This window comes from Desulforapulum autotrophicum HRM2, assembly GCF_000020365.1.
In the GTDB taxonomy this organism is placed as follows: domain Bacteria; phylum Desulfobacterota; class Desulfobacteria; order Desulfobacterales; family Desulfobacteraceae; genus Desulforapulum; species Desulforapulum autotrophicum.
The window spans coordinates 723,382-748,104 of sequence record NC_012108.1; the positions used below are offsets into that span (position 1 = coordinate 723,382).

Here is a 24,723-nt window from a genome sequence, read left to right on the forward strand (position 1 = left end):
TAATGTCTATTTGAATGGGCTAACCAGGGCGGCAGCAATGGCGAGATAACGAAGGGCCTTTCCAGTGGTCACAAGGACAAGGAACAGTGTGAAATTGATCTTGAGTGCCCCTGCAACAACGGTCAGGGGATCGCCGATTACAGGCACCCAGGAAAAGAGCAGGGTGGCGGGGCCATAGCGTTTGAACCGGCGGGTTGCCCTTTCAAAGGCTTGTTCCGAGGTGTGGAAAATTTTCCGCCCCAAAAACCCATGAAATAGTTCACAACAGCGCCCAGCACATTGCCCGTGGTGGCAACGATCAGAGAAAGAATTGGATCCTGACCGCCGGCAATGAGCACCCCCAGTACAACTTCAGAACCCATGGGTAAAATTGTGGCCGCAAGAAATGAAGCAATAAAAAGTCCTGCAAGGCCGTACTGGGTCAGGGCTTCCATGTCTTTTTGAAGACAGCGGCCGACCAGTTTTGGCGAAGCTGTTCCATACCTTTGCGAACCTCACCCCTTCGGCCGCACTGATCCACGAGAGCTGGAGCCGCTCGGGGCGAATGCCCTTTTTTACCATTTTCTTATGAATCCGCTCCACCCGTTTGACGGTCCAGTGGTTGGCATCAATGTAGTGGCAATCCCCGATGTGGCAGCCACTCACCAGCACCACGGGGGCACCATGTTCAAAGGCCCGCCAGATGAATTTCTCGTCCACCCGGCCCGAGCACATGGTGCGGATCAGCCGGCCATTGGGGGGATACTGTAGTCGGGACACCCCTGCAAAATCAGCCCCGGCATAGGAGCACCAGTTGCAGGCAAACACAACAATCTTTTCTGCAGGCCGGATATCGAGCATGGCATCGGTCTGGGCGTTGATCTGGGCGTCGGTGAAATGGTTCAGGACAATAGCATCTGCCCGGCATTCGGCCCCGCAGGTGCCGCACCCGGCACAGGCCGCCGTGTTGACAATGGCCGGAGTTTTTTTCTTGACATCCACGGTGATGGCATTGTAGGGGCAAAAGCTTTGGGTGGGCCTCAAGGTAAAATCCGTCCGGGGTGAGCTGGAGACCGAGGATCTCCTGGAGTTGCTGGGTGCACCTGGCCGAATTCAGGCCCAGGGCCAGGACAAGCATGCCAAGGTCGTGGAATTCCACCCGAGCCGTTGCCATGTTCTCAACGGCCACCCGCAAGGATCCGTTGCTAAGCTCCTCAACAGAACCGGGAAGGCCCCTCAAATACTTGACCCCAAGCTTGTGGCTTCGGTTGTAGAGCGCCTCAAACCCCTTTCCAAAGGCCCGGATATCCATGTAGAACACCTTGATATCCATATCCGGATAATGCTCCTTGAGGATGAGGGTACTCTTGATGGTGTTCATGCAGCAGATGTTCGAGCAGTGCTCCCCACCCCTTCGCCGGGAACGGGACCCCACGCACTGGACAAACCCGATCTCCTTTGGCAGGGTTCTGTCAGTGGGACGCACAAGCTCTCCCCGGGTGGGGCCGCCGGCATTGACAAGGCGCTCAAACTCAACGCTTGTCACCACATTCTCAAACCGGGTGTAGCCGTACTCGTCCATGGCCCGGGGGTCATAGGGTTCAAGGCCCGTTGCCACAACAATGGTGCCGGCCTTCTCATGGATCACATCGATAAATGAGTCACTTTACACAGAGCTATTTGAGCTAATTCGTAGTGTCATCAGATTCGAAAGAAAAAGACTATCGAGTATCGTATAAATGGAGCAACTATAACGGTTGATTCTCTGGAATAATCTCGGATTGTGGGATGATTCTTTCTTGTTAGGTTATTTGGGCTTTCATAAAGGTCAATAGCACCTTTTATTATTATCTCAACTTTCGGAGTTTAGTCACTCTAAATTTTAAAAATACAACAATTTGAAATAACTATTAATATTGACGAGATTCACTACCTATGATACGTGTTCTTTACCCCTAAAAAACAACAATCAAAGATAGGAATCTCATCAAAATGCATATTACCTCGACAGAATATCAAAATCAAACCATAAATCCTGAAAAGCTCGGAATTTTTGGTAACTATTTTTCCAAATTAAAAGTTGGAAGCATGCTCAACAATTCAGGTATAGTCAAAACCAAAGGTGCTTCTCCCCTGGAATTGTTCACTATCGTTTTCAATCTGGCGTTTATTGGCAAAAACTTCTTCCAAGGCGTAGTGCGGAATAAAAAAGTGGGAGTCGGAAAAGATGCCGTGTATGACTTTTTAAATTCGCCCACCTATAACTGGAGACGGTTTACAACTCTTCTTAGCAGCCGAATTTATTGTATAATTAAGGGTCTTCTGGATAATTCTTCTGAAGAGGTTCTTATCTTTGATGACTCGCCATACGACAGAAGCCGTTCCAAAAAAGTGGAACTTCTTTCCCGTGTATATGATCATGCAACTCACAAATATCTAAAAGGCTTCAGGCTGCTTACTCTTGGCTGGTCAGATGGTAACAGTTTTCTCGGGATTGATTTTGCCTTGTTATCATCAGCAAACAAAAAGAATCGATACAATGAAATCAATCCAGATATTGATAAAAGAACGTGCGGTTATCAACGCCGCAAAGAAGCGATAACAAAATCCACAATGCATCTGGAACCAATGGTAAAAAAGGCCCTCAAGACTGGTATCAGGGCGAAGTATCTTGTAATGGATAGTTGGTTTTCAATGCCTTCGGTGATTTCGAGCCTTCGCAAGCATATCCACATTATCTGCATGCTTAAGGATCATCCAAAATGGTTTTACGAGTACAATGGAAAGAGACTCAGGTTAAGTGACCTTTATGGAAAATTAAAGAAAAAAAGAGGGAAGGCCAAAGTTAAGGCCAGTGTCCTTGTTCGGTTACCTGACGGGAACAAAGCCAGAGTCATATTTGTCCCCTGTGATAAAAAACGAGGATGGCTCGCCTTTTTATCAACAGATATTACCATAGCAGATGATAAGATGCAAATACTCTAACGCTTTTTATCTGCCCTGTTTTTATAAAAAAGGCCTCAATAACATTTATAATCAGCTACTTGCATAGCATTGGCCCTAATCGTGTTTTCGCAAAATACTCTAACGCTTCAAATAAATATCATTTTTTACAGTAGGTTAATGCTATTTTATAGCAGTGTTGCACGGAATGTGTATTTCAAAAATCAGTCAATGAAGTTTGAGAAGTTGTAAACAAAAATAGACCATTCGCTAAAAAAGCGTAATGGTCTATCCTGATTTAATTATCTTGTCCGAGGTATCTAATCTGGACGATCTAAAGTTTTAGAACAGCAAAATCAGTCCTTTCTGGCCTCACATTATTTCTTGGTGAAATTTTTCCATGTGCCTTATGTTCGTTATTGAGGAGGAAGATCAGAGAGAAATTCCAAGGCAAGATTGATGTCAACAAAGGTGTATTTCAACTCCTTTGCTCTGTCCCTGCAGTCTGTACAAATTTCTCTGAATTTTCTCATATCGCCTTTGGTCGTCATATAAATCTGTTCAATGGCCTCCTGTTCAATATCCTTGTACTCGACAATGAAATCTTCTACCACAATCGGGTATAGAATAAGCGTTTTCAAGCGGCTGAGGATGTCTGGATGCTCGCGGGTTAAAAAGGTCCTCACCTTTGGTAATCCTGCAAATACAATGGGAACACCGGCATCGATAACCCTTTTGAGGTAGGGCCAGACCCGGGGATCAAGATCGTTTGCCTCGTCGATTAAAATAAAGCAGTTGGACAGACTGCATATCATTTCCAAATATTGAGGGGTTCGCCGGTAGGTGGCGATTGTGTCGTAATTTAGCTTCTTTAAAATCGATGCCAGGGTTTCATGTATGTTGAACAGTGACTCCACCCAGACGGCATGAAGTTTTTTCGGTTGCAGCAATTTCAAGAAACGGGTTTTACCCACGCCATAATCACCCTCGATCAAGACGCTCTGCCTACGATAGATTCGGTTATATGTGGCCCCCAGATAAGAAATGCGGCGTTTGTCATTTATAAAATCTTCTTTTCGTTTCATGTCATATTTCTCCAGAAAACGCATACGGTGCCACATGGATTCTTCGATAATGGCTTTCACAATCGAGAATAAAAGCATTGAACAGCACTGCCCCTTTTATATTCGTGGGTTGCTGCATCTTTTTTATATAGGTGGTGTATCTTTTCTGGTTATGCTGAAGGATTTGCTTTGCCATGGGCATGGAAAGACCTTTTTTATAATTTTTAATCAGGAGGGGCCGATCGACGACCATGCTGTTGTGCTCCAAAAAGGCGATGATCTGATCCAGCTCATTTTTGTCCGGCAATATGGTCAATACTTTTAACGGCTTTTCAAAGGGCTTTCGGGCAAGGGCTTCTCCCCAAAAAATACCATCCTCCCTGGGCTCAAAAAGGAAAAGCTTGTCATTGTATCTGGATATCTGAACGGGTGTACTTTTATGGGAGCTGAACTTGTCTGCACCCATGGTCACATAGTAATCCTGATTTTCAAATCTGATGGTCTTCTGCTTTGATACCGTGGCTTTTGTTTTTCTAAATCCATATTTCATGTGCTCCTTGACCTGATCAGTACAAAAGGTCAGTGTGCTGGTAAATGTTTTAAAAAAGTCTGTGAGCTTTTTATCCGGCACCCAGGCACTGACTTTTCCTTTTTCAGAGAAATAGTGGCGTGTACAGTTGTGTTCATGGCGATATTCCTCCATAAGTGAGCTTGTTTTTAACTCATCCAAATTTATATCAAGGAGGGTAACGGTGATTTTTTCTTGTTTTCCTTTTTTGAAGATGTACCCGGGCTCTGTCTTTACGATCCTTTTTTCAAACGCCTTGATGATTCGGATTTCAAAATTATGAAGGCTGCGGTGGGATGATTCCAGGTGAGCCTTATCCTTGGGAGCATGGATCCTTGAGAAATCAGGTTCCATATAAAACCCGTTCGGGGTGGAATGTTTCAAATTCAAGTCGTTGATGGGGCGCTTAAGATTTAAAAAGCCCTTGGCATTATCCGGCCGGATACGAATCTTTTTTTGGGGAAATGGCCTATCCAGTAAAAATTTGGTGAACAGGTTCACGGAGTTCCAACTGCTTTCGGAAAAATACGCATCCAGGACAAACATATAACGAGAGCCCGTATCATAAAATTCTATGACCTGGGGCTTTTGCCAATGACCCTTGTCGTTTCTGATCTTAAAATATCTAAAAATACAGCCATCCATCTGGATCAGATCAAACACCGGTTCTGGTTTAAAACTATTTTTGACCGGAATATCGTCCTCGAAATCTGGTTTATTCAAATATGATTTGAGGTTTTCACGGTAAACACAGTGCCTGAGGGCATGGATGGAGATCCTCTTTTTGAACTCTTTCTCAAGCCAGTGGTGATAATTTTTAATGGTTCTTGCCTTATGGGTAATAAAGATGAACCGTTGGCTTGACGGATCACACGACTCTTTTACCATTTCTATAAAACGTCTGCGGACCTGTTCGGAGAAAGAACGGGGACGTCCACTGCACTTGCGGCCTTCCATAACCTTCTTTTCCACAAGTAGGAGTGGCCCCGGAATAATGCCGGTTTTTTGATATTGATCTTTGTAATATTTTTTACTTGCTCGTTTGGCCGAGCCTTTTTTGTTCATGATCTTTTTATGGAGCAAAAGATTGAAACGGTCATCAAGCGTCAGAGTAGGTATGACCTTCAGGTTATCCGTGTCCATTGCCGTTCTCCCTTGTCAATATTTTTTCCCGAATGACCCGGTTCCACAATAGCCCAGCCTGGCGAGATGTCTTTTGCCAGTGATCCTGTTGGGCCAGTCGAACCTGGTCAAGCATTGCCTGGACAGCATCCATATAGGCTTTGCTGACCTGATCGGTTAAATCCACAGGTTCGTCTTTACTGCCGGTGTCGTTTTCTTTTGCGGAATCAATGAACTGTTTGATGTTTGGTGCGGTTATCTCCATGGCGGTTTTTAAAAATGCCTTCCATATTTTACGCTGTTCGATGGGATCCAATGGGGCCAGGGGGCGCACCTGGGATTCATTGTTGGGAAGAATGTCTCCAATTGGAGACAGATTGTTGATAACCTTATAGGATTCTATCAGGCGATAAGCTTGGGCTCTGCCCATATCCCAGCGCACTCTGGCATAAGTTTCAAAACTACTGAAAAGATTGAGTTTATACAGCCGGGTATCTTTTATCTCTTTCAGAGCTTTGCCTATTTCATGGAAACGACTCTGATTACGGGCAATAAGATTCTCCAGACGGGTCAACCGATCCTGTTCCATTATCCTAATCCTCCCGGCATGGTCTGGCCGATGCCTCCGATAAAATTTTGCAACCCCTGTCTGGCATCTTTGTTCTGATTCGGAACTTTGACCATCAGGCGTTTTAAGAACAGAACGCTCTCTTTAAACCCGATTCTCTGAACAGTCATCACAAGATCGATGGTGTTGAAGTTTTTTTCACATCGAAAGCACCGGGCCAGGTTGGTGGCTGGGTTTATGGCTGTCTGGAATTCATTACAGATCGGGCACAGAAAACGGAAAAAGCCTTCACTGATTTTTGATGGCATTTCCAGTTGCTCCCTTATCAACATCTCCACAGGGATAAAATTTCTTAATTCAAACAACTCTTGGGATGAAAATTTTTTTGGCATGAGTCCTCACATTTGTCGGGGTTATCAAGGCACTTTGCCTTAAGCTCAAGGCAAGGTGTAAAAATCCTATTTTTAAACTACTATAATAGCCCCATCCTTGTCTGTTGTGTCTTAAACACCCTTATGTATTAGTCTGTTCGTATCTCCTTTATTTACAGAGGTTTAGGTTAATGATGCGTCTTAAAACCCTAAGTCGATTACTTTGTTGGGATATCAATGAATTACAGTTGGTTAAGTCTATGATGCGTCTTGAAACTCCGATTCGATTAGTCGAGGTTTTTATCCATAAACACCCCCCCCCTATCTGAACGCAGTTTTTGAATCGTATGACTGATTCAGAATCTGCCAAGCTACATATTGGATGACGATCATATTTCTTGTTCCATACTCGTTTTCTAAAATTTCATATGGCAATACGGGCTTTGCCAGGCAGTTGGGCGGGGGGTGTTCATGGGGAGGTATGCTGGATTTAAATTCCTTAGAAGATTCTTCCTCAATCTTTTCTAATTTTTTACCCAGATAGTTATTTTTAAAATATTCACCGTTTTTTTTGTTCCATTTTTGACAGTTTCTTCGGTGCTGTTCAGTTTTGCAGGCAGACCTTCCACATGTTGTCTGTCGTCCTTTTTGGCGGACATCCGGCTTAAACCATTTGCGGCAAATACAGCAGGGGCGTTTTCCACTTGAACTTTTTGCCATTATATTTTCTCCAAATTTAAATCTGGATGAAAATATAGCCCTAAAAATTGATTTTGTCGTAAAAGCGGCGGGGTAAGCGGGGTATGATTTATTTTCTATTTGGCGGGGTATTTGCGGCGGGCTGCCCTAATCATAGCGTTATAGTATTTTGCGAACGATTTGGGGGGTAGGCGTTAGAGTATTCGCATCTTAACAAGCAGATGATGAAATAATAAGGCTGTACGGTAAACGCTGGGATATCGAAGTATTTTTTAAAATGTGCAAACAGCATCTAAAACTGGTTAAAGAGATCCAAATCCGGAACTATGATGGTTTGATCGGACACACTTCCCTGGTAATGGCCAGATACAATATTCTGAGTCTGTTCCAAAGGAAAAGCGTTGATCAACGATCATTTGGAGATTTATTCAGAGCCTGCAATGAAGAATTGGCCAACATAACTTTCCTTGATGCACTAACGAGGATAATGCAATTAGCCATGGCTACGTTACGAAAGGTTCATAACTTGTCTGAGAAGATCATAAATTCCATGCTCGACCTGATAATGGGTGAAGCACTTGTATATTTCGGCCTTTCCAATCGGCAAACGCCCCTATTGGAAGGGGAATAGAGATGAATTTACTTCTCAGAAAGTTGAGTTATTATTATTAGGTTTCTGAGGCAAGTTATAGCTTTAAGAACAGTAGCGTCTCAGGTTGGTGTGCGTTACCGCTGTGAAAGATGATCTTTGGTAATCTATGGTTTGCAACTACTCCATTCTCATATAATTCCGTGAAAACAGACAAGTCCTTCTCTCTGGAAATATCGTCATCGAGCCTATCTGATAGTTACTTGATACTGCCAGAATGCATCTTTATCCGATCATTCTCCTCGCTCTTTTGTCGCATCGTATCTCGGGTAAAGGCCGACGCTCCATTCTCAAAAAACTCTTTCTGCCACCGGTAAAACACGGTTGGTTGCAATTTGTATTTATCACACAGATCCGATACCGCAAACTTGTTAACCAAATGCCGTTTCAGAATGGTTACTTTTTTTCCGGGGTGTAGCTTTTTCTCTTCCTTTTCATGTTGCTTACCTCCGCTCGAGTATGTTAATTTAATTAGTGTCTGACCGAAAACCCCTTTGAGAGGCCTTCGGGTGTCCTCATAAATCCTTGATGTTCACTTCATCAAAGTTTTATGCGAGGTGTGGTTCTTTTTTGATGATCTTTGACAATTTAAACTTATTTTGGACGTAACTATTCTTTTTTATTCAAATTGTCCTCTTTCTCTGCAGTTTTGGTTTAGCCGGATTTACGTTGAATTCGTTTTAGCTTCTTTTGTTGAATATGGTGCCCGATAATCTGGAGGTTCCTTGCCAGAACCGACAAACTGACATACCGCTTAAAACCATGAATACCATGATCCGGGCATCGGTCCAGACCATGGTTTTCCAACCCGTTGATGGCGGACTCAACTGCCGAGTGTTTTCTTTTGGATCGGCGGAATTCCTCGGCTGTTTCTTCTTCAAATTCAGCTTTGTTTCGCTTCCCTTTTTTTGGAAGCACCAGAAGGGTGAGATTGTCTTTCAAAGCCTTCTTGTTTCCAGGATTGTAAAAACCTTTGTCAAAACTGCACCCTTTGAGGTTTGGGAACTTGCTTTGAGCGGCATCGACCATGGCAACTGCCACCTTGTCGTCAGTTTCTTTTTCCATAACCTGGTGGTGCAGAATTAGGCCATATTGATCTTCCAGGATGCAAACCCGCAGCCCCAATTCCTGGGGAACACCGGCTTTCCCTTTGGAGATCCATTCCGTATGGGGTTCAAAAAGTGAGAGGACCTTTTCATTATGCGGAATTTTTTTACCCTTTATAACACGCTGTCTAATCCTGCCGATTGGCATGATCGATATACGTTTTCAGCTCTTCTATCCTTGCCAGACAGGCTGGATCGTTTGAAACAATGTGTTCGATGGTAGAATTTGCCGTTTTGACAAAATTCTCTGCAGATTCGATATAATTGGCGTGGGCTTCAATGATTAACTGCTTCCGTTGGGCCTTTTTCTTTTCATCCTTTGAAGTGGAATGCTTTAGTTTTTGGGCGATGCGATAGAGTTTTTTAAACGAGCGTATATTATAATCGTACTGTCGCCAAAGGGTCATCCCCAGTCCCTGGCTGATCATGGCGGCAATTTGAATCATTTTTCGGACTGCGTCGAACAATAGGTTGATATCGGTAGGGTAGTGTACATCCGTCTCAAGAACAAAGGAATCACAGCGTCCCATCAACGTCTGGTCTTTTTTTTTACCAGGAGTTTATGACCTTCTTTGACAACCAGAGTATTTATTTTATCAAGGACTTCCGGGGTTAAAAGTGAGACGTTATCCTTCAAAGTCTGAAGCGGGTATGTTTTGTCATCGTCCATCATCCCGTGCCCGAGCATTTGTCGCATGGTTTTATGGTTGTTGGCAATTTCTTGAAGTTTGTCATAATCCCAGTTGCAGTTGAGTCGAATGGTTCCCATTACAAGAATTTTCCATAAATCCATTCCGGGATGGCCGTTTTTGGAATTTACCCTTTCCGGAGTCACGGTTTCAAGGATGTCAAAAACTGCTTGGCGAAGTTCTTTGTCACAATAGATGTGTTTAAGACCCAAAAGAAGCTTGGGGATCTCATCCCTGGATCTCATATCAATTTTGATATCCTCGATTGGAGTTTGTCCGAATGTCAGTTGTGGATCGAAAATTTTACGCAAAGGAACCTCGAAGTTTTGCAAACATTAGAATAGCAAGATATTTATTAATTAGTAATATCTTCAATTAAATTCATTTATTCAAGTAGCTTACTGTAAAGTATAAACGAGTAAAAGTCAAGTTAAAATTGTGTTTTAGTAAGAACTTTAACTCATGCGGTGGCTCATAAAACCGCTAAAGACAAGGGTTTTGAAGTTTTCGGTCAAACACTAATTAGTGGAAGACTCCAATTCTCGTTGAACCAAGACATAAATATTAAATTCCTCTAATAGGAGGAAAGCTTATGAGTGGTCCAATTAAACTTCCATCAGGATTATGTGTTACTTTATCGGAAGGACTGACCCTCTCAGAAAAAAAGCCTGGCAAGAAAGGAAGGCGAGGGGTTAGGCAACGTACACCGGGTGTGGTCCCTCTTCCTGGTGCTGCGAATACAATGGACGATCAGGAGACGAGTGGAATCATCGATTCCCTCGTTGACCAGGATATGACTCTGGTTGGTACTGTACCCATTGCGACTTCGCCAGTTTCTCAGCCAGTAAAAAGGAGATTCGGCAAATTCACTTCGCATAATGCGACAATTGAAGTCGATCTGGACACCAATGAAAATGCGGTGGTCCTGCTTGAACAGGATGGATTTTACACTTGGCATTTTGACGGGGTAGAACCACCTCTATCTGGGACGGAACCGAAAATTAGTCACCACAGTAGCAAAAGGGGCGCTCGAACAGTAACTTTTCAGCTGTCTCTTGGAACTTCCTCCACAGGGGGCAAGAAAAAGCGTGGCTGGCTGGGCGACTTGATTGTGGAAAATGTCCAGGCTTTTGTTTTCAAGTATGCGGGACGGTTTCTACTGAAACACGGTGCGGCGTTCCTGGAACGCAAAGTGCGCACAGGATGGGTCGCATTAGATAGCGACAATCCCTTGGAGTGGCCGGAATTACCTGATCTGTCAACTGTTGAATTGCCGGAACACCGTGCTGCACGCATCCTTCTCTTTGTCCATGGAACATTCAGCAACACGACAGGTGGATTTGGTGCTTTGGGGGCAACGCCCTGGGGACGCAGTTTTTTGCAGGCTACCCGTGCCAATTACGACACCGTTATAGGTTTTGACCACCAGACCCTATGTGTCGATCCTCTCGCAAACGCAACCGCGCTACTACAGGGGCTCGAATCAAGAACCTGGCTGCAACCTGCGAAAATCGACGTAGTCTGCCACAGTCGAGGTGGCATTACGGTTCGCAGCCTAATTGAATATCTCTTACCGGCTGCAACCATACCGATACAGATTGAGCGGGTGGTGTTCGTTGGTGCCGTTAATGGGGGAACTGAACTGGCGGAGCCAGACAACTGGAAATCACTGATCAATTTATACACAAATCTGGCCGTGGGTGCATGCCGGGCAATTGCAATGTTTCCTCAGGCCACGTTTGCTGCACAACTGATGGGAGGGGTGCTGAAGAGTGTCGGTTCGCTTGCAAAAATCCTGGTCGATGAAGCTATTACGGAAAAGGCTGTTCCTGGGTTGGCCGCAATGGAACCAGATGGGGATTTCATTCATCAGTTAAATCAGAGCCAGCCTGGCCAGCCAACCGCAATAGAGAGCAGGTATTACGCTGTCACCTCCGACTTTGATGCCAAAAGCGCGCTGGAAAATCTCAAGGAGCTGCCGCGACAGTTGCTCCTCGCACTTGCCGATGGTGTTGTCGATCAGCTGATGGGAACATCAAATGACCTGGTGGTCAATCTCAGTTCGATGAAACATATTGATGCTCAGTCTGGCCGTTACATCAAAGATTCACTGGATTTTGGGCAAAACGGCATCGTCTTCCATACCAACTACTTTTTGCAGCCGCAGGTTACGAACGCGTTGGCACGCTGGTTTGACCTGGAATTTCCGCAAGTTGCGAGCCCGGCCAGAATCAGGGGTGTCAAGGCGGGAGGTGTCGCAATACCTGAAAAGACCCTTGCCCGTCTGGATCACGATGTATTGGTGGCCCTAGCAGAAGACTCAGGTATGGATACCCTCGAACGGATCCAGAGTAATATTCCAAGCTATGTTGTAATTGAGCGGCAGTGGGATGAGCAAATACTTCATTACGCTTTTGCAGCGGAGGAAGTGATCGAACTGGCCTCCCAGCAGCCGGAGGCGATTCTGATGGATTCGCTAGGGTTGCATGAAACAGAGGCTTCGGCAGAGGGCCCTGTTGATGCTTTGCCTCCATCTCATGAAGGCGCCCAACGTTCCTGCAGCAAGCGAGTAATCGGGTTGGAAGACGGCAGGGTGATCGGTGTCGCGGAATCAGAGGTCTTGGCAACGTCGGTTGATGATCTGGTTCTACTGGCTGACCAAGTCAGCTCTCCGATCGATGACAAAGGCCTGGTTGTAGCCCGGCGGGTCATGCCAAGGTTTGTTCACAGCAAGCCGCCTCTCTTTAGAAATTTGATTGACTCGGTCTCCCTACCAGTTGACTTTGCATTTGATCGTTCAGATGGCGTATCTGTGAGAAGAACAAGGGGCCATTCGAGTGGACATGCGGGAGCTATCATCTCCGAGCCGACACCAGTTTTACCTCCTGCAGTGACCTGCCACGCCTTGGCGGAAATGGATGATGAGGTAGTGATTGGGGAGGTTACATCTTTAGATGTCACCCTGTCGCGGGAAATTATCGGGGCAACGAAAGCAGTGGCGGCACAGGGAGAGATTTCCGTAAAGACTGATCGCAAATTGACGGTTGAGCTGATTCCAAAGAAAAATTTCATGGCAGCCGGGGAAACTCGCGTTGAAATTGACGTCCCTGAGGACATGCAGCCGGAACAGTTGATTTTTGATGTCAAGGCTACCGACGCAGGGGAGGGAGAAATACTCGTGAGGGTCAGGCAGGGTGTAAGGCCCCTGGTAAATCTTTCTCTCAAGACCACTATTATCGCGGCTCGGACACGTCCGCCTGTCCGTCGACCGCAGGAGGCAACGGTAATCGAGGAGGAGCCGGGGCCGCAGCCAGAGCATGAATTGAGCATTTTCGAGCTCGAACGCGGGGGAAAATGGCTCTACCAGTTCATTCTCAGGGCTCCCGACCTCGGGGTACTCGGGAGCTGGGAATCGAAACCATTCAAAGGTGATCGCAGCGACTTTATTGCCGAAATATATGAAGATATAGAACAGCGCTATCTGAGCAATAAAGAGGATTACGAACAGTTTCAACAGGAGCTTCGGGAGGTGGGGGCGGGGCTATGGGACGAGCTGTTTCCCGAGGAATTGCAGGACACCTTATGGGAATATCGTGATCAGATTGACAATATAATGGTACTGGCCGAGGAACCTTTTATCCCCTGGGAGCTTGTGCATTTTAAACCGCCCAAAAGCGGTCTTCCGCCCGAAACACGTTTTTTGGGAGAATTCGGTTTGATTCGCTGGCTGCATAATGTCGGTTGGCCGCCCGTTCAGCTTCGAGCCCGGGAGGGCCGCTGTCATTATGTTATTCCATATTATCCCCATCCTGAATACCAGCTTGATGAAGCCGAGAAGGAGGTGGATTTTCTTGAAAGTTCTTTCAAGGCCACTCTGGTTGAACCCCATATCGCGCCGGTGCGGAAATTTCTGGAGTCAAAAGATGGGTTCGACCTGCTCCATTTCGCCTGCCATGGCTTCGCATCTTCAGTGGATATCAACCGTGCTGAACTCCTCCTGCAGGGTCGCATCGAAGGTGCCAACTATGTGACGGAGAAGTTGCGGGTTTCTGTCATAGAACAACTCTCAGGAATCGTTGCCGACAATGGCTGCCGGCCGATAGTGACATTGAATGCCTGCCAGGCTGGTCGCGCTGGCTACAAGATGACCAGCATTGGCGGTTTCTCCAGGGCTTTTCTCAAGCAGGGAGCCGGAATGTTAGTTGCGACTCTCTGGTCCGTAGGTGATTTGCCGGCAAGCAAGTTCACGGAGATGCTGTATAAGAGATTGCTCAAGAACGACAACCTCGGCAAAGCGGCGACTGCCGCCCGCCTGGCAGCGAAACAGGAAGGAGAGGCGACCTGGCTTGCGTACACTGTCTACGGGAATCCATATGCAACTCTGTCGACAGATTAATTATTAACCTGAAAGTGACTCGACTCAGGCTAAAACAATATGTTGAAAGGGCTTAATAACCCATACATAAGAGGTTTGGTTCTGTCCGCAATGGAAAACATGAGCTCATAACATCCTGATCAAACTCGGCGGAGAGGAATGGTAATGTCGAATTCCAAAACCAGTTTTTGTGATTATCCACTCGGTGACGGCCCTCTGGAGAAAATCTATGAGGCTGCTGCAACAGGTGAGATTCGTCTGGACAGGGCGTTGGAAATTGCCGCTTCCCAAGAGGTCACAAGTCATTTAACATCCGTATACGCGCATGCCTTCGGTTTTCATGCCGCCCGAAATGCGCTCAGGGGCCGATGGCGCGAAGGATTGATGCAGCACCGGATCCTGCTGGCCGCAGCCCGGGCCGTCACCGGACCTGAAGCCCGGATGGCTCGTATTCGGGCGGAAAAGGAAGGCATTGTGACCGTTGCTTGTGTTCTCTTCCATATGGCGTTAGGCCGTGCCTATGTCGACGCTATGAACGGAGGTGACTGGTTGTTGGAAACAATCGACCCCGTCAGGGAGAAAACCCTCCTGGCTGAGACGTTTCATGACCTGGGTGTTCTCAATCTGGACCCGTTCACAGCGCATCGTACTTTTGAAAATCGTGAAATAGAGCACCATAGGTGGCTTGCCCGTACTGCTCAGGAAATCGGTCCCGACTCAATTGAAGGGCTTCCGAATATTGAGGAGGCCCTTGTCCTTGCCCAGGATTTCTTGGAGAATGCGGTACAGCTGGCTGAAGGGAATCAGCTGAGTGACAGCATGAAGGCTCTTTACCAGGCAAAGAGCTGGTTAGAAGGCTTGCAACAGGGTGATTTTGACGCATCGCTTCTGGCAGATGCCCTTAATACTCTCGATCCCATGCAGGACCCTGCCCGCTGGCTTGCCCTTGCCGTTTCTGGTTTGAGACAGAATTTTGAGATTGATTCGAAAAAGGCAGAGGAGATCTTTTCCATACCATTATCTGCCTGGATTGCAAAGTTCGGGAAAAGTAAAGCCTTTGAAATTGTCATTCCACTCCTCGATTTCCAGCGATTTTACGATCCGCAAGCAGCATTGAAAACAGCCGAAGAGGGCTATGAGCTCATGGTGGAAGAACCGGTGGAAGTACACAGAAGCAAATTCTACAATCAAGTTTTCAGTTTGTTTGTGATGGTTGCTAAACGTGCAGGAGTGAATACGAATGAGCGAATACACTCAGTAGAGCGTGTGCTGAATATGGACGAGAGCATTGAAGTCCGTGCCATGTGTCTCATTGGTTTGGCTTCGGATTCCATGAGATCCGACGATGAACTTTCCGGTCTTGCAATGTTTGATCGCAGTCTGGAGCTTGCCCCGGGTCTGCATCAGCGTTTTCTGAAAGTAATGTTGTATCTCAAGGCGCACCTGTGGCTGGGTATCGGCAGCAACTCCATGAAGGCGATGCCGGCAAAGTTGGCTTGCGCTGCCGCGGCTTATGGAAATGCACTTGCATTCATGCTTGAAGCAGGGCTTTCGGAACATGCTTTTGACCTGCTGAAACGGTTGGAAGATATAGCTGCTGTCCATGATTCAGAAAGTTCAGAAGCCATACTCAGTGCTCTGGTCACCAAGTCCTTACAGGCGGAGCTGGCAATGGGATATCCAGGCCAGGCGGTGTTAAGGTCGATCTGTCATCATCTTACGCTGGTCTTCTTTGAAAGAGATAACGCTCTTCTCACGCTGGTCTGGCAGATTGCCAAAGGTAGGCGCTCCGCGGCGATTCTGACATCACCTTCCGCTGTGGTTACAGGCGATACACCGGAATCCAGAAAAATCCTCGCAAAGGTTGATGAAGCTCGAAAAGCACTCCATGCCGATCAGAAATACCAGGGACAATTCACCAGTGGTGATGCCTCCTTTGAGTTGTGGTTGTCGAGTTACATAAGGGGCGATTATTACGACGGGGATCAGTCGTGGGAGAGATTTGCAAATCTGAAAATGACCTTTGATGGAAAAATCTTTGATAGTATGGCTTCCCACATGCCTCCGACCTGCTCCACCCCGGTTGCACTCCCTCAAATTCAACAGCGACTTGACTCGAGATCGGCACTGCTGATCGTCTACCTGGGTAAGTCTTCCGACGGCCGGGATGCAGTTTACTGCCTCGCTGTTACCCGCGAGGAAGCGATAGCTCATGTTCATGTCCACGAGGATTTGCAGGACGAGACATCCTGGTTCGACGGAGAACGAACCGCCGTTCGCGCCCAGCTTGGTTGCAAGGTCGGCGAACTGCGCAGTGCTCTGCTGGAAGATCCGGGAGATAACGATGTGGGGCTTTGCGCGGGGGCTATTTTGCAGCAGGGCCTCAGCTCATTCTATGCAGTAACGGAAAAGACGCTTGGGTCGTTATTATTAAAAGGAAAAAATCACCTTATTGTCGCACCGCATGACGCCCTTCATTTTCTGCCATTTCATTTGTTCAGCGTGGGAGGTGCCCCTATTATTGACAGTTTCGCTGTCACTTACCTGCCAAATCTTGCCTTAATTTCCACTGCAAGACGATCTCACATTGGATCGGCGAATCCTGAGATCTCTGCATCTGTCGGGATTGGCTTTGTCGGTGAAGCAGGAGGCTGGCAGGCTATTCCGGAGGCTGTCGCAGAAGCTCGTGCAGTTGCCGAGGTGCTGAATACTGTTCCACTGCTTGATGCTCAATGCACCAAGACCAAGGTCATCGATACTTTGCAGAGTAGCAGATACACGCACATTGCCACTCATGGTGCGATGGATGTTGATGCCCCGGCATTTCAAATGCTGGTCCTCCATCCTGTGGAGGATGAGGAAAACGGCCGCCTGTATGCCTATGAAATACTACAAACGGATCTTCGCAGTCTGGAGATCGTCTCTCTCGGTGCGTGCGAAACTGCGCTTGGGCGTATTGACCGTGCAGACAATTTGCGTGGCATGATAACTTCACTGTTCAGTGCAGGTGTTGCTGCTGTCGTCGGCACCTTGTGGCCTGTTGAATCAAGAGCATCAGAAGTTTTTTTCACTACGTTTTATACGCAGCTTTCCAACGGCTATAACCGTTGCGACGCCTTCTACGGGGCGCAGGTGGTCACTCGTAAAGTCTTTCCTCAATATCGCGACTGGGGCTCATTTTATTTAGCTGGTGAATGGTGGTGACGTTATCTCCACCATTCAGGATGAGAAGAATATCAACTAACCGACTGTTAAGATACGAATAGTCTAACGCCTTACCCCCAAATCGTTACAGATAGGAAGATGCTTTTAGTCAAGAAAAGTATGAAAAATTATTAAAAGGTTGAGATATGCACCCAACCGGGTACTGGCACAACATGTTGTGCCAGTACCCGGTTGGGTCAAAACATTCCTGAAATAAAAAATAGGCATTAAGTGGAGGGATGAAAATAGTCTGAATTTTATTGAAAAAGATCAAAAATCATCAAATTTCTGATGATTTTGGGCATAATTCACCAGTAATTCCAAATTTCAATTTCATTAAAAATCAGCTCTAATAGTCAAAGGCTGGAACCTGGGAGTCTGAATCATCGTAAATCAATTCAGAGCTATAAACCGGATCAGGCTGTGGTGGGTCATGATTGCGTATATCCCAAAGCCCAAGGTGTCGTAAAATTATTTCTATAATTTCGATTTCTTCAACAAAGCTGATGATTCTCATAGGCCCCTGACATTTTGGGCAAATTAAAGGATCAAATTCATACACTTTCTGAAGTAACCGAGCCCAATTTTGCCGAAATTCTTTGGAAGAGATCGCATTGGGCACAATAGCCGGGATATTATCATCAGCATCAACCTTTTTTCTTAAACCTCTTGATTTGTTTGAATAGAAACCGTAGTAGCGAACCGTTTGTTCGTATCTATTGGGAATGTGAGTCACCAGTTGAGCCAACCAGTCCAGAGCATTGAAAATTTTCCGGGACTTTCTGTCCTTAGAGGTATAAATCACTTTGGCAATACCGTCTGTTGATTTTTCTGCTGGAATATAGATCATTCTTTCCTGGGAGAAACAGGCTCGGATAATGTAATTAGCCAGATTACCAAGACCAGCTTTATTCTCTGGATAAATCCGGTCACCAATATATACATGGAAACCAGTATGATGCCAGGAAAGCATGTTTTCGATAACAGCATCATTTATTTTTCCCTCTTTTTTGAGCATTTTCAATACTTCATACTGAAAGGCCTCTTCCAGGTTTTTAAGCATGAATGCTGGTGCCATTCGGAAACTGTCGTCGTCTATAAAACAGCCGTCAGAAACTATGGCGTGGAGATGTGGATTGAAATTTTGAAAATCACCGTAAGTTTGCACAGCAATGCTGGCTCCGGGAACAGCACCATCATATGGAACAGCTGATTTTAGATAGGCACTGAGCACCTTCCATCCACAGATGCTGAGTTTTGCCAATAATTTGCGGTCATAGAGAAAATAGATCCGTAATCGTTTGGGGATGCTGCCAAATTATATAAAACGGGCCCATTGCCGGTGGGGAACATCTTTCAAGACATTGGTAAACAGCCATTCGCTATATTCTACAACCCTTTTCTGATGGCAAGATGGACAAAATTGGCGGCGCTTACAAGAAAACGCCAGAAGATACTCGTGGCCACATTCTTCACAACGGACCCTGGCAAACCCCATATGAAGATCACCACAGTCAAGGTATTTGAAAATCACAGTCATGACGTATGTCCGCCAGAAACCATACCGGGAAGCATACATGTCATCCCATGCCCGTTCCAGTTCTTCAAAATGACTCTCAACACACTTGTAATATGCGCTTGCCTTAGGATTACGCGGCTGATAGATTCCGAGTTTATGTGTTGTTGGCTGGGGCATAGTTAACTCTACGATGAAGATAAATGTATCATTAACGTCTGGTTGGGAATAAAGGATAAAATATTTGTTGAAAAAATGCAATAATGTGATGAAAAATATAAACATAGAGCGGAAAATCATACCCCATCCAACAAAAACATGCTGACGTTGCGGCAACCCATGCAGACCAGCCCCTGGATCTTTTGGATCCGCCCATCCAACGGGAACAGCAACTGTTCGGGGGCTGGACTTATTAATAAAAGCAGTTCTGAAGAGAAAGGAAGAGCTTATGTCAAGTTCTCTTCTCTCTCACCTTCTCGTTGCAGAAACCAGCGAAGGGAATATGTTTTTCACACTGGCCTGCAATCTATGTTTTGGGTGTTTTTGTTATGGCCAGGTTCAAAAATATGGAGCATAGCTATAGAGCATAGGGGGAAAAGCATGATTGGGAAAATAGAGATTAATAATTTGGATCTGCGGTATGAAAAATTCAGATTGATGATAAAAGACTGCCACAGGTTAAGCAATACCATATAAACAGGCGGTGTATTCCAGAAAAACTTATACAAAATCTAATCGGGTCAAAAAAACTTTATGCGGATATCAGGGCCAACGCAGTATTTTTACTGATTGGAAAAAAAAGAGGGTGGTCGGTGCTGAACTCAGAGGAACTGGCAATCTAAAATGGTGCGGCATGGCACCAGGGTCAAGAAAATAATCGTTTATCATGGGGACTCTTTATCTGCATGGCCAAAAGGGTTTTGTCAATAATTCCCCGTAAAAAGGGGAATAACGTTTATTCCTGACATGGATTTTATATTGATTGTTCTGGTACTTTGCAAGGAGAAACTATCCTCGTATTCTTTTAAGTCAACGCCTATTTGAATGGGCTAGCCAGGGCGACGGCAATGGCAAGATAGCGAAGGGCTTTTCCAGTGGTCACAATGACAAGGAACAGTGTGAAATTGATCTTGAGTGCCCCTGCAACAACGGTCAGGGGATCGCCGATCACAGGCACCCAGGAAAAGAGCAGGGTGGCGGGGCCGTAGCGTTTAAACCGGCGGGTTGCCCTTTCAAAGGCTTGTTCCGAGGTGTGGAAAATTTTTTCCATGGAAAACCTGCCACCCCAAAAACCCATGAGGTAGTTCACAACAGCGCCCAGCACATTGCCCGTGGTGGCAACGATCAGAGAAAGGATTGGATCCTGACCGCCGGCAATGAGCACCACCAGCACCACTTCAGAACCCATGGGTAAAATTGTTGCCGCAAGGAATGAAGCAATAAAAAGCCCTGCAAGGCCATATTGGGTCAGGGCTTCCATGTCTTTTTAAAGACAGCGGCCGACCAGTTTTTTTCGCTGTTGGTCCAGGTGGCAGTGAAGCCCTGGTCACCGTAGTGGTGGATGAGATCGTCAAGCTCCGTGGCTCTGACGCCCGATAGGATCAGGAGGGCATGGGGGTCAGTGATGGTGAGAAAAAGGCCGGCAAGATCTTTCAGGGTGGGAAATCTCAGGTTGGCAGCAATGATGCTGAAGTTGCCATGGGAACCATTAAGAAGTTCGGGGGTTACCGTTATTTTGTCATCAAGGTGGTTCAGGGTCACGTTGTTAAGGGCTTCAGACACACAGTTTAAATCCGTATCAAGGGCAAGACAGGAATGGCATCCTGCCTTTACCAGGGCAAGGGCAAGGACCCCTGATCCTGTGCCCACATCTGCCGCCCTGCCGGAAGGGCTGGCATTGGGGGAACTCAAAAGCGCATGGTCAATGGCTTCAAGGCAGAGTCTGGTTGTGGGGTGACTGCCCGACCCAAACGAGATGCCGGGTGCAATAACGATCTCCACCAGGGTGTCTTGGTCTGGGGGCGAGTGATTTTCAGTTTCCCATGGGCTCAGGACAAAGTGGGCAGTGACCTTTACTGGCTTTGCAAACGAGGGTTCCACATGGGTGGCTCCAAAGTTGTAGGAGTAGGTCAGTTCGTTGGTGGAAACCAGATGTTTGAGAACCTTTTTTGCCTGCCCAGGGGTGATGCCCGTATCCGTGGAAAGGCGGCGGGTAAAATCCCTGGGGGTAATTCTGAATTCCGACTCGGTTGCTATCTGTTTTGCCCTTTGCATGACACAGGGGTCATTACAGGAGTCAAAAGACCGGGTCATGGCCCTCTTTTTTCAGCAGTTCCGTGTACCACTGGGCAAACTCGTACATGCCCCGGATCTTGTCCTCCTTGTTGATGATGCCAAGGCACATCTCAAAGGCACCCTGGGCAAAGGAGTTGGAATAATCGTCGTGGCTTGCCTGCTGGAGGAACTCCTGGATGAGCTGCTGGGAGGTCCGTTTGGTGCCGTCCCTGCGGATCTCGATGGGGTCCTTGGGGGTCTGGGTGGGGTCCCAGTTTTCATAGCCGATTTTGTCGATCTGCCGCTTGCCTCGCTTGCCCATGGTGTCATAGATGAATTTTTTTCTTGCCTCTATCTCTTCAGGGGTGAAGTTATCCATTTTTTTTCACCCCAAGGTATTCTTCATCAAAATCCGTGATCAGGGCCATGGAAACCGGAACAAGCATTTCACACATTTTGATGTTTTCGGATTTGATGGCCCGGGTCATTTCAGCTGAAATGAGCTGGAGTTTTGAATAGAGAGCGTCCATGTTTACGGTGGGATATTTTTCCCCTTCCTTGAAGTTGGTTCTGCCGCAGATATGGCTCATGCCGGCGCTTGAGGTGGGAATGCCGTAAAGCCTGCAGGTGATGGGCCTTGACTCGTAGAGGATGCACATGTTGTTGGCACCCAGAAGGGGACAGCGAACTCTCTCCATGGATATTTTGCCAAGGATGTCCACCTCGTTTTTTCCACTCTTGAACTCCTTGTAGGCATCCCTTTTGATCTTTACAATGGCTCGGTCGGTCTTTGCCGCCTCATCGATCAGGGCGCTCTTTTCGGTACCCTTGAACTTTTCCCTGAATTTGTGGTTTATGTATATAGCCTCGATGATCGACAGGTCAAACATGGCGTAGCAGCAGTCGCTGCAACGCTCCCTGCAGAAAACCTCCTTGGGAAATTGTTCTTTTACCTGTGCAAAAATTTTGTCAACGGTTGCGACCAGTTCTTCATATCGTTCAAAATGCTCTTTAAAATCAATAGCCATGTCTTTTTCCTCTATTTTCCTATGCAGAAGTTGCTGAAGATGGTGTCAAGGATGTCGATGCCCGCGGTGTTGCCGGTGATCTCACCCAGGAGATCGGCGGCCCTTCTGATGTCAAGGGCGAGGGTTTCTTCATTCTGGCCGTTCAAAAAGCCTGCTTCTGCGGTTTTCAAGCTCTTGATGGCCCGTTTAAGGGCCGTTCTGTGTCTCAGGTTGGGCACCACCGACGAGGCCTCTCCAATGTTTTCCATGGAGAGTCTGGTGATGGTTTTGCGAAGATGATCAATTCCCGTGTTCTTAAGGGCGGAAATCCTCACCTGGGGAAGTTGGGCAAGGGTAGGGGGAAGGCTTTTTTCAACCCCTGCACTGCCTGCTGTTTTTCCCTCAATTAGATCGATCTTGTTGATGACCAGGATCACCTTTTTATCCTTGGGAACAATGGACTGAAGCTCGCTTTCGGAAATTTCCTTGTCTGCGCCCTTCATGAACAGGATCAGGTCTGAAGCGGCAATGTGTTTTTTGGCCCGTTCAATGCCGATTCTTTCCACCAGATCATCGGTCTGGTGCATACCTGCCGTGTCCGAGACAAGAAAGGTGATGCCATTGATGTTGAGGGTCTCTTCAATGAGATCCCGGGTGGTTCCGGGAAGTTCAGTGACAATGGACCGCTCTTTTTGAAGGAGTCGGTTCATCAGGCTCGATTTTCCCACGTTGGGCGGTCCGCAGATGGCAAGCTTAATGCCGTCCCTTAGAAAGTGGGCCTCTTCGTAGGTTTGAATGAACTTTTCACAGGCGGTCAACACCTGTTTTACCCGGACGATTCCCTGGTCACTGGGAACCAGATCCTGGGTTTCATCGGGAAAGTCAATGGCTGCTTCCAGAAGGGCGAGAAGTTCGATGAGGATTTCCCTTGCTCCATGGATGGCATCCTTTAATTCCCCCGTTCCCTGGGCTGCGGCAATTTTAAGGGCGCCGGCGGTCCTGGCATTAATGATGTCAGCCACGGCCTCGGCCTGGGTAAGGTCAATGCGGCCGTTTAAAAAAGCCCGTTTTGTAAACTCACCGGGTTCGGCAATCCTGGCGCCGGCTGACACGACCTGGTCAAGAATGGTGGCCATGGCAAGGTGACCGGCATGGGACTGGATTTCGACAACATCTTCGGCTGTGTAGGACCTGGGTGCCTCCATGGTGACCAGGAGCACCTCGTCAATGACATAGCCGGTTTTGATGTCAAAAATATAGCCGTGAACCATGGTGTGGGAGACCAGGGTGAGATCAGGTGACGGACCCACGGGGGTTGTTCCGAAAAACCGGGGCACAAGGCCCAGAGCTTTCGGACCCGATATCCGGATGATTCCGATCCCGCCCCTTCCCGGCGGGGTCGCAATGGCGGCTATGGTATCCGGTTTCATGGTTGTTTTCTGGGGGGCCGCCGTTTCTTAAAGGTCCCTTTTTTCGGGAAGATTACCAGCCGTCTGTAGTAGCCGTCACCCATGCTCTGGGTTCTGACCCGGGTGTCGTCCTTGAGGGCAATGTGAACAATACGCCGGTCCTGGGCTGTCATCTGGTTAATGGTCGCGGGTTTGCCTGTTTTCTTTGCCTTGTCCGCCATTTTGTGGGCAAGGCTCTGGAGGTTGGCTTTGCGGGTCTCCATGTACCCCTCAATGTCGACCTTGAGTCTCACCCTGGATTCGCTCTTGCGGTTGATGATTTTGTCCGTAAGAAACTGCATTGCCTCAAGGGTCTGGCCCCTTCTGCCTATGAGAACACCGGAATTGCCGCCTTCAACCCTCAAGAGCAGTCGGTCCTGGTCGGTGGTGGCAACAACCGTTGAGTCCGTGGTGATGAGATCAACCATCCGCTGGAGGGTCTCAACGCCAAGGGCAGTGGACGCTTCTGATACGTCAACCGGGATTTCATCCTTGTATTTGGGGGGATATCCTTCATCCCGGTCGTCGATTTCTTCGTCAAAATCTTCGTTAAAATCGTTGTCTTCCGTTTCAGGTTCATCCGTTTCCGTCTCGGTGTTTATCTTTGGGAGATCTTCCGTGGCAGGTTTGGGAGCCCGGGGTTTCCTGGCTTTCTGGGGTCGGGCTTTTTCTTTTTTTGGCGGCTGAACCTTTTCTTCTGCAGGGGGTGCGGCTTCAACGGCATCGGATTCTTCAGGCAGAGACTGCACACCTTTTTCCTCTTCCGGTGGGGCGGCTTTCACGGACCGGCTTTTCTGAGGCTTTTTCCGGGGGGGCTGCTGGGGCTTTTCGGCTGGTTTTTCAGCCGGTGCTGCTGGTGTCTCAGCAAAGGCTTCATCCACAATGGACATCACCCCCTCGAGGTCATCACCCTCAAAAGAATCCCAGCCAACCCCGGTTGACCCACCCTTTTTGTCGGGCAGGGAAACGCGAATTTTGGCTTTTTTGACACCCACTATGCCGAAAATACCGGAGGAGCCTGAGGATATTACGTCATAGGATAGTTTTTTTTTGGTCACATTCAAGGATTTGCAGGCGTTTTCAATGGCCTGTTCAACATTCTTTCCTTCAAATTCCTGTGTCTGTTTCATTCTACCTCCAA

19 protein-coding genes and 3 pseudogenes are annotated in these 24,723 nt (G+C 47.1%); 4 read left to right on the forward strand and 18 right to left on the reverse strand.

Annotated features, from left to right (window positions below; genetic code table 11):
• Window positions 1-6: 6 nt before the first annotated feature.
• The 3 genes from HRM2_RS27530 to HRM2_RS03140 all read right to left on the reverse strand — a co-directional run bounded on the left by HRM2_RS27530 (window position 7) and on the right by HRM2_RS03140 (window position 1,627).
• The gene (locus HRM2_RS27530; RefSeq protein WP_232364182.1) at window positions 7-243 is read right to left on the reverse strand and encodes a YqaA family protein; all 237 of its coding nucleotides are present in this window, start codon (window positions 241-243) and stop codon (window positions 7-9) included.
• Window positions 244-351: 108 nt separating this feature from the next.
• Window positions 352-840, reverse strand: a complete 489-nt coding sequence (locus HRM2_RS28255; protein ID WP_408605341.1) for a hydrogenase iron-sulfur subunit — start codon at window positions 838-840, stop codon at window positions 352-354.
• Window positions 770-1,627 (reverse strand): CoB--CoM heterodisulfide reductase iron-sulfur subunit A family protein, encoded by an 858-nt coding sequence (locus HRM2_RS03140; RefSeq protein ID WP_012663008.1) that lies wholly within the window; start codon window positions 1,625-1,627, stop codon window positions 770-772. The genes HRM2_RS28255 and HRM2_RS03140 overlap by 71 nt, the downstream gene beginning before the upstream one ends.
• A 344-nt stretch (window positions 1,628-1,971) precedes the next feature.
• Here HRM2_RS03140 and HRM2_RS03145 point away from each other — a divergent pair.
• Window positions 1,972-2,952: pseudogene (locus HRM2_RS03145) on the forward strand (IS4 family transposase); the annotation flags it as partial.
• Window positions 2,953-3,338: 386 nt separating this feature from the next.
• Here the strand turns inward: HRM2_RS03145 and HRM2_RS03150 are convergent.
• The 5 genes from HRM2_RS03150 to HRM2_RS03170 form a co-directional block, all read right to left on the reverse strand.
• Window positions 3,339-4,007: an ATP-binding protein gene (locus HRM2_RS03150; RefSeq protein ID WP_041273016.1), complete on the reverse strand. Its 669-nt coding sequence runs from the start codon at window positions 4,005-4,007 to the stop codon at window positions 3,339-3,341.
• A gap of 1 nt (window position 4,008) precedes the next feature.
• Entirely contained in the window at window positions 4,009-5,697 is a 1,689-nt protein-coding gene (locus HRM2_RS03155; protein ID WP_012663011.1) for an integrase, read from the reverse strand.
• On the reverse strand, window positions 5,684-6,265 hold the full coding sequence (locus HRM2_RS03160; RefSeq protein WP_012663012.1) for a hypothetical protein: 582 nt from the start codon (window positions 6,263-6,265) through the stop codon (window positions 5,684-5,686). Before HRM2_RS03160 ends, HRM2_RS03155 begins: the two co-directional genes overlap by 14 nt.
• Entirely contained in the window at window positions 6,265-6,636 is a 372-nt protein-coding gene (locus tag HRM2_RS03165) for a CHC2 zinc finger domain-containing protein (RefSeq protein WP_012663013.1), read from the reverse strand. The genes HRM2_RS03160 and HRM2_RS03165 overlap by 1 nt, the downstream gene beginning before the upstream one ends.
• 300 nt (window positions 6,637-6,936) lie before the next feature.
• Window positions 6,937-7,335: a hypothetical protein gene (locus HRM2_RS03170; protein WP_012663014.1), complete on the reverse strand. Its 399-nt coding sequence runs from the start codon at window positions 7,333-7,335 to the stop codon at window positions 6,937-6,939.
• 196 nt (window positions 7,336-7,531) lie between these two features.
• Here HRM2_RS03170 and HRM2_RS28425 point away from each other — a divergent pair.
• Window positions 7,532-7,945: pseudogene (locus HRM2_RS28425) on the forward strand (IS4 family transposase); the annotation flags it as partial.
• Window positions 7,946-8,162: 217 nt separating this feature from the next.
• Here HRM2_RS28425 and HRM2_RS28260 read toward each other — a convergent pair.
• Window positions 8,163-8,486, reverse strand: coding sequence for a transposase (locus tag HRM2_RS28260; RefSeq protein WP_408605349.1), 324 nt, complete (start codon window positions 8,484-8,486; stop codon window positions 8,163-8,165).
• A 131-nt stretch (window positions 8,487-8,617) separates the two neighbouring features.
• Window positions 8,618-10,069 (reverse strand): annotated as a pseudogene (locus tag HRM2_RS03180) (ISNCY family transposase).
• 281 nt (window positions 10,070-10,350) lie between these two features.
• Here HRM2_RS03180 and HRM2_RS24910 point away from each other — a divergent pair.
• Window positions 10,351-14,154, forward strand: coding sequence for a DUF7379 domain-containing protein (locus HRM2_RS24910; protein ID WP_012663019.1), 3,804 nt, complete (start codon window positions 10,351-10,353; stop codon window positions 14,152-14,154).
• Window positions 14,155-14,298: 144 nt separating this feature from the next.
• The gene (locus tag HRM2_RS03195; RefSeq protein WP_012663020.1) at window positions 14,299-17,337 is read left to right on the forward strand and encodes a CHAT domain-containing protein; all 3,039 of its coding nucleotides are present in this window, start codon (window positions 14,299-14,301) and stop codon (window positions 17,335-17,337) included.
• Window positions 17,338-17,686: 349 nt separating this feature from the next.
• Here HRM2_RS03195 and HRM2_RS03200 read toward each other — a convergent pair whose 3' ends face one another.
• The 8 genes from HRM2_RS03200 to jag all read right to left on the reverse strand — a co-directional run bounded on the left by HRM2_RS03200 (window position 17,687) and on the right by jag (window position 24,712).
• Window positions 17,687-18,601, reverse strand: a complete 915-nt coding sequence (locus HRM2_RS03200; protein ID WP_232364183.1) for a transposase — start codon at window positions 18,599-18,601, stop codon at window positions 17,687-17,689.
• A gap of 54 nt (window positions 18,602-18,655) precedes the next feature.
• Window positions 18,656-18,916, reverse strand: a complete 261-nt coding sequence (locus HRM2_RS28430; protein ID WP_456297565.1) for a transposase zinc-binding domain-containing protein — start codon at window positions 18,914-18,916, stop codon at window positions 18,656-18,658.
• Between the two features lie 973 nt (window positions 18,917-19,889).
• Window positions 19,890-20,333, reverse strand: coding sequence for a YqaA family protein (locus tag HRM2_RS03205; protein WP_012663023.1), 444 nt, complete (start codon window positions 20,331-20,333; stop codon window positions 19,890-19,892).
• Window positions 20,321-21,166: a 50S ribosomal protein L11 methyltransferase gene (locus HRM2_RS03210; RefSeq protein WP_012663024.1), complete on the reverse strand. Its 846-nt coding sequence runs from the start codon at window positions 21,164-21,166 to the stop codon at window positions 20,321-20,323. Before HRM2_RS03210 ends, HRM2_RS03205 begins: the two co-directional genes overlap by 13 nt.
• Window positions 21,150-21,506 (reverse strand): hypothetical protein, encoded by a 357-nt coding sequence (locus HRM2_RS03215; RefSeq protein ID WP_012663025.1) that lies wholly within the window; start codon window positions 21,504-21,506, stop codon window positions 21,150-21,152. Before HRM2_RS03215 ends, HRM2_RS03210 begins: the two co-directional genes overlap by 17 nt.
• Window positions 21,499-22,155 carry a YkgJ family cysteine cluster protein gene (locus HRM2_RS03220; protein WP_012663026.1) on the reverse strand — a complete coding sequence of 219 codons (657 nt, stop codon included), beginning with the start codon at window positions 22,153-22,155 and terminating at the stop codon, window positions 21,499-21,501. Before HRM2_RS03220 ends, HRM2_RS03215 begins: the two co-directional genes overlap by 8 nt.
• A gap of 11 nt (window positions 22,156-22,166) precedes the next feature.
• The gene (mnmE, locus tag HRM2_RS03225; RefSeq protein ID WP_012663027.1) at window positions 22,167-23,564 is read right to left on the reverse strand and encodes a tRNA uridine-5-carboxymethylaminomethyl(34) synthesis GTPase MnmE; all 1,398 of its coding nucleotides are present in this window, start codon (window positions 23,562-23,564) and stop codon (window positions 22,167-22,169) included.
• Window positions 23,561-24,712 carry an RNA-binding cell elongation regulator Jag/EloR gene (jag, locus tag HRM2_RS03230; protein ID WP_012663028.1) on the reverse strand — a complete coding sequence of 384 codons (1,152 nt, stop codon included), beginning with the start codon at window positions 24,710-24,712 and terminating at the stop codon, window positions 23,561-23,563. Before jag ends, mnmE begins: the two co-directional genes overlap by 4 nt.
• Window positions 24,713-24,723 lie beyond the last annotated feature (11 nt).

What these genes read in the sequence shown, in the direction of transcription:
- HRM2_RS28255 (WP_408605341.1), bottom strand. Translation starts at nt 840, where the DNA reads ATGCTCGATATCCGGCCTGCAGAAAAGATTGTTGTGTTTGCCTGCAAC.
- HRM2_RS03150 (WP_041273016.1), bottom strand. Translation starts at nt 4,007, where the DNA reads ATGAAACGAAAAGAAGATTTTATAAATGACAAACGCCGCATTTCTTAT.
- HRM2_RS03155 (WP_012663011.1), bottom strand. Translation starts at nt 5,697, where the DNA reads ATGGACACGGATAACCTGAAGGTCATACCTACTCTGACGCTTGATGAC.
- HRM2_RS03160 (WP_012663012.1), bottom strand. Translation starts at nt 6,265, where the DNA reads ATGGAACAGGATCGGTTGACCCGTCTGGAGAATCTTATTGCCCGTAAT.
- HRM2_RS03165 (WP_012663013.1), bottom strand. Translation starts at nt 6,636, where the DNA reads ATGCCAAAAAAATTTTCATCCCAAGAGTTGTTTGAATTAAGAAATTTT.
- HRM2_RS03170 (WP_012663014.1), bottom strand. Translation starts at nt 7,335, where the DNA reads ATGGCAAAAAGTTCAAGTGGAAAACGCCCCTGCTGTATTTGCCGCAAA.
- HRM2_RS24910 (WP_012663019.1), top strand. Translation starts at nt 10,351, where the DNA reads ATGAGTGGTCCAATTAAACTTCCATCAGGATTATGTGTTACTTTATCG.
- HRM2_RS03195 (WP_012663020.1), top strand. Translation starts at nt 14,299, where the DNA reads ATGTCGAATTCCAAAACCAGTTTTTGTGATTATCCACTCGGTGACGGC.
- HRM2_RS28430 (WP_456297565.1), bottom strand. Translation starts at nt 18,916, where the DNA reads ATGTATGCTTCCCGGTATGGTTTCTGGCGGACATACGTCATGACTGTG.
- HRM2_RS03205 (WP_012663023.1), bottom strand. Translation starts at nt 20,333, where the DNA reads ATGGAAGCCCTGACCCAATATGGCCTTGCAGGGCTTTTTATTGCTTCA.
- HRM2_RS03210 (WP_012663024.1), bottom strand. Translation starts at nt 21,166, where the DNA reads ATGACCCGGTCTTTTGACTCCTGTAATGACCCCTGTGTCATGCAAAGG.
- HRM2_RS03215 (WP_012663025.1), bottom strand. Translation starts at nt 21,506, where the DNA reads ATGGATAACTTCACCCCTGAAGAGATAGAGGCAAGAAAAAAATTCATC.
- HRM2_RS03220 (WP_012663026.1), bottom strand. Translation starts at nt 22,155, where the DNA reads ATGGCTATTGATTTTAAAGAGCATTTTGAACGATATGAAGAACTGGTC.
- mnmE (WP_012663027.1), bottom strand. Translation starts at nt 23,564, where the DNA reads ATGAAACCGGATACCATAGCCGCCATTGCGACCCCGCCGGGAAGGGGC.
- jag (WP_012663028.1), bottom strand. Translation starts at nt 24,712, where the DNA reads ATGAAACAGACACAGGAATTTGAAGGAAAGAATGTTGAACAGGCCATT.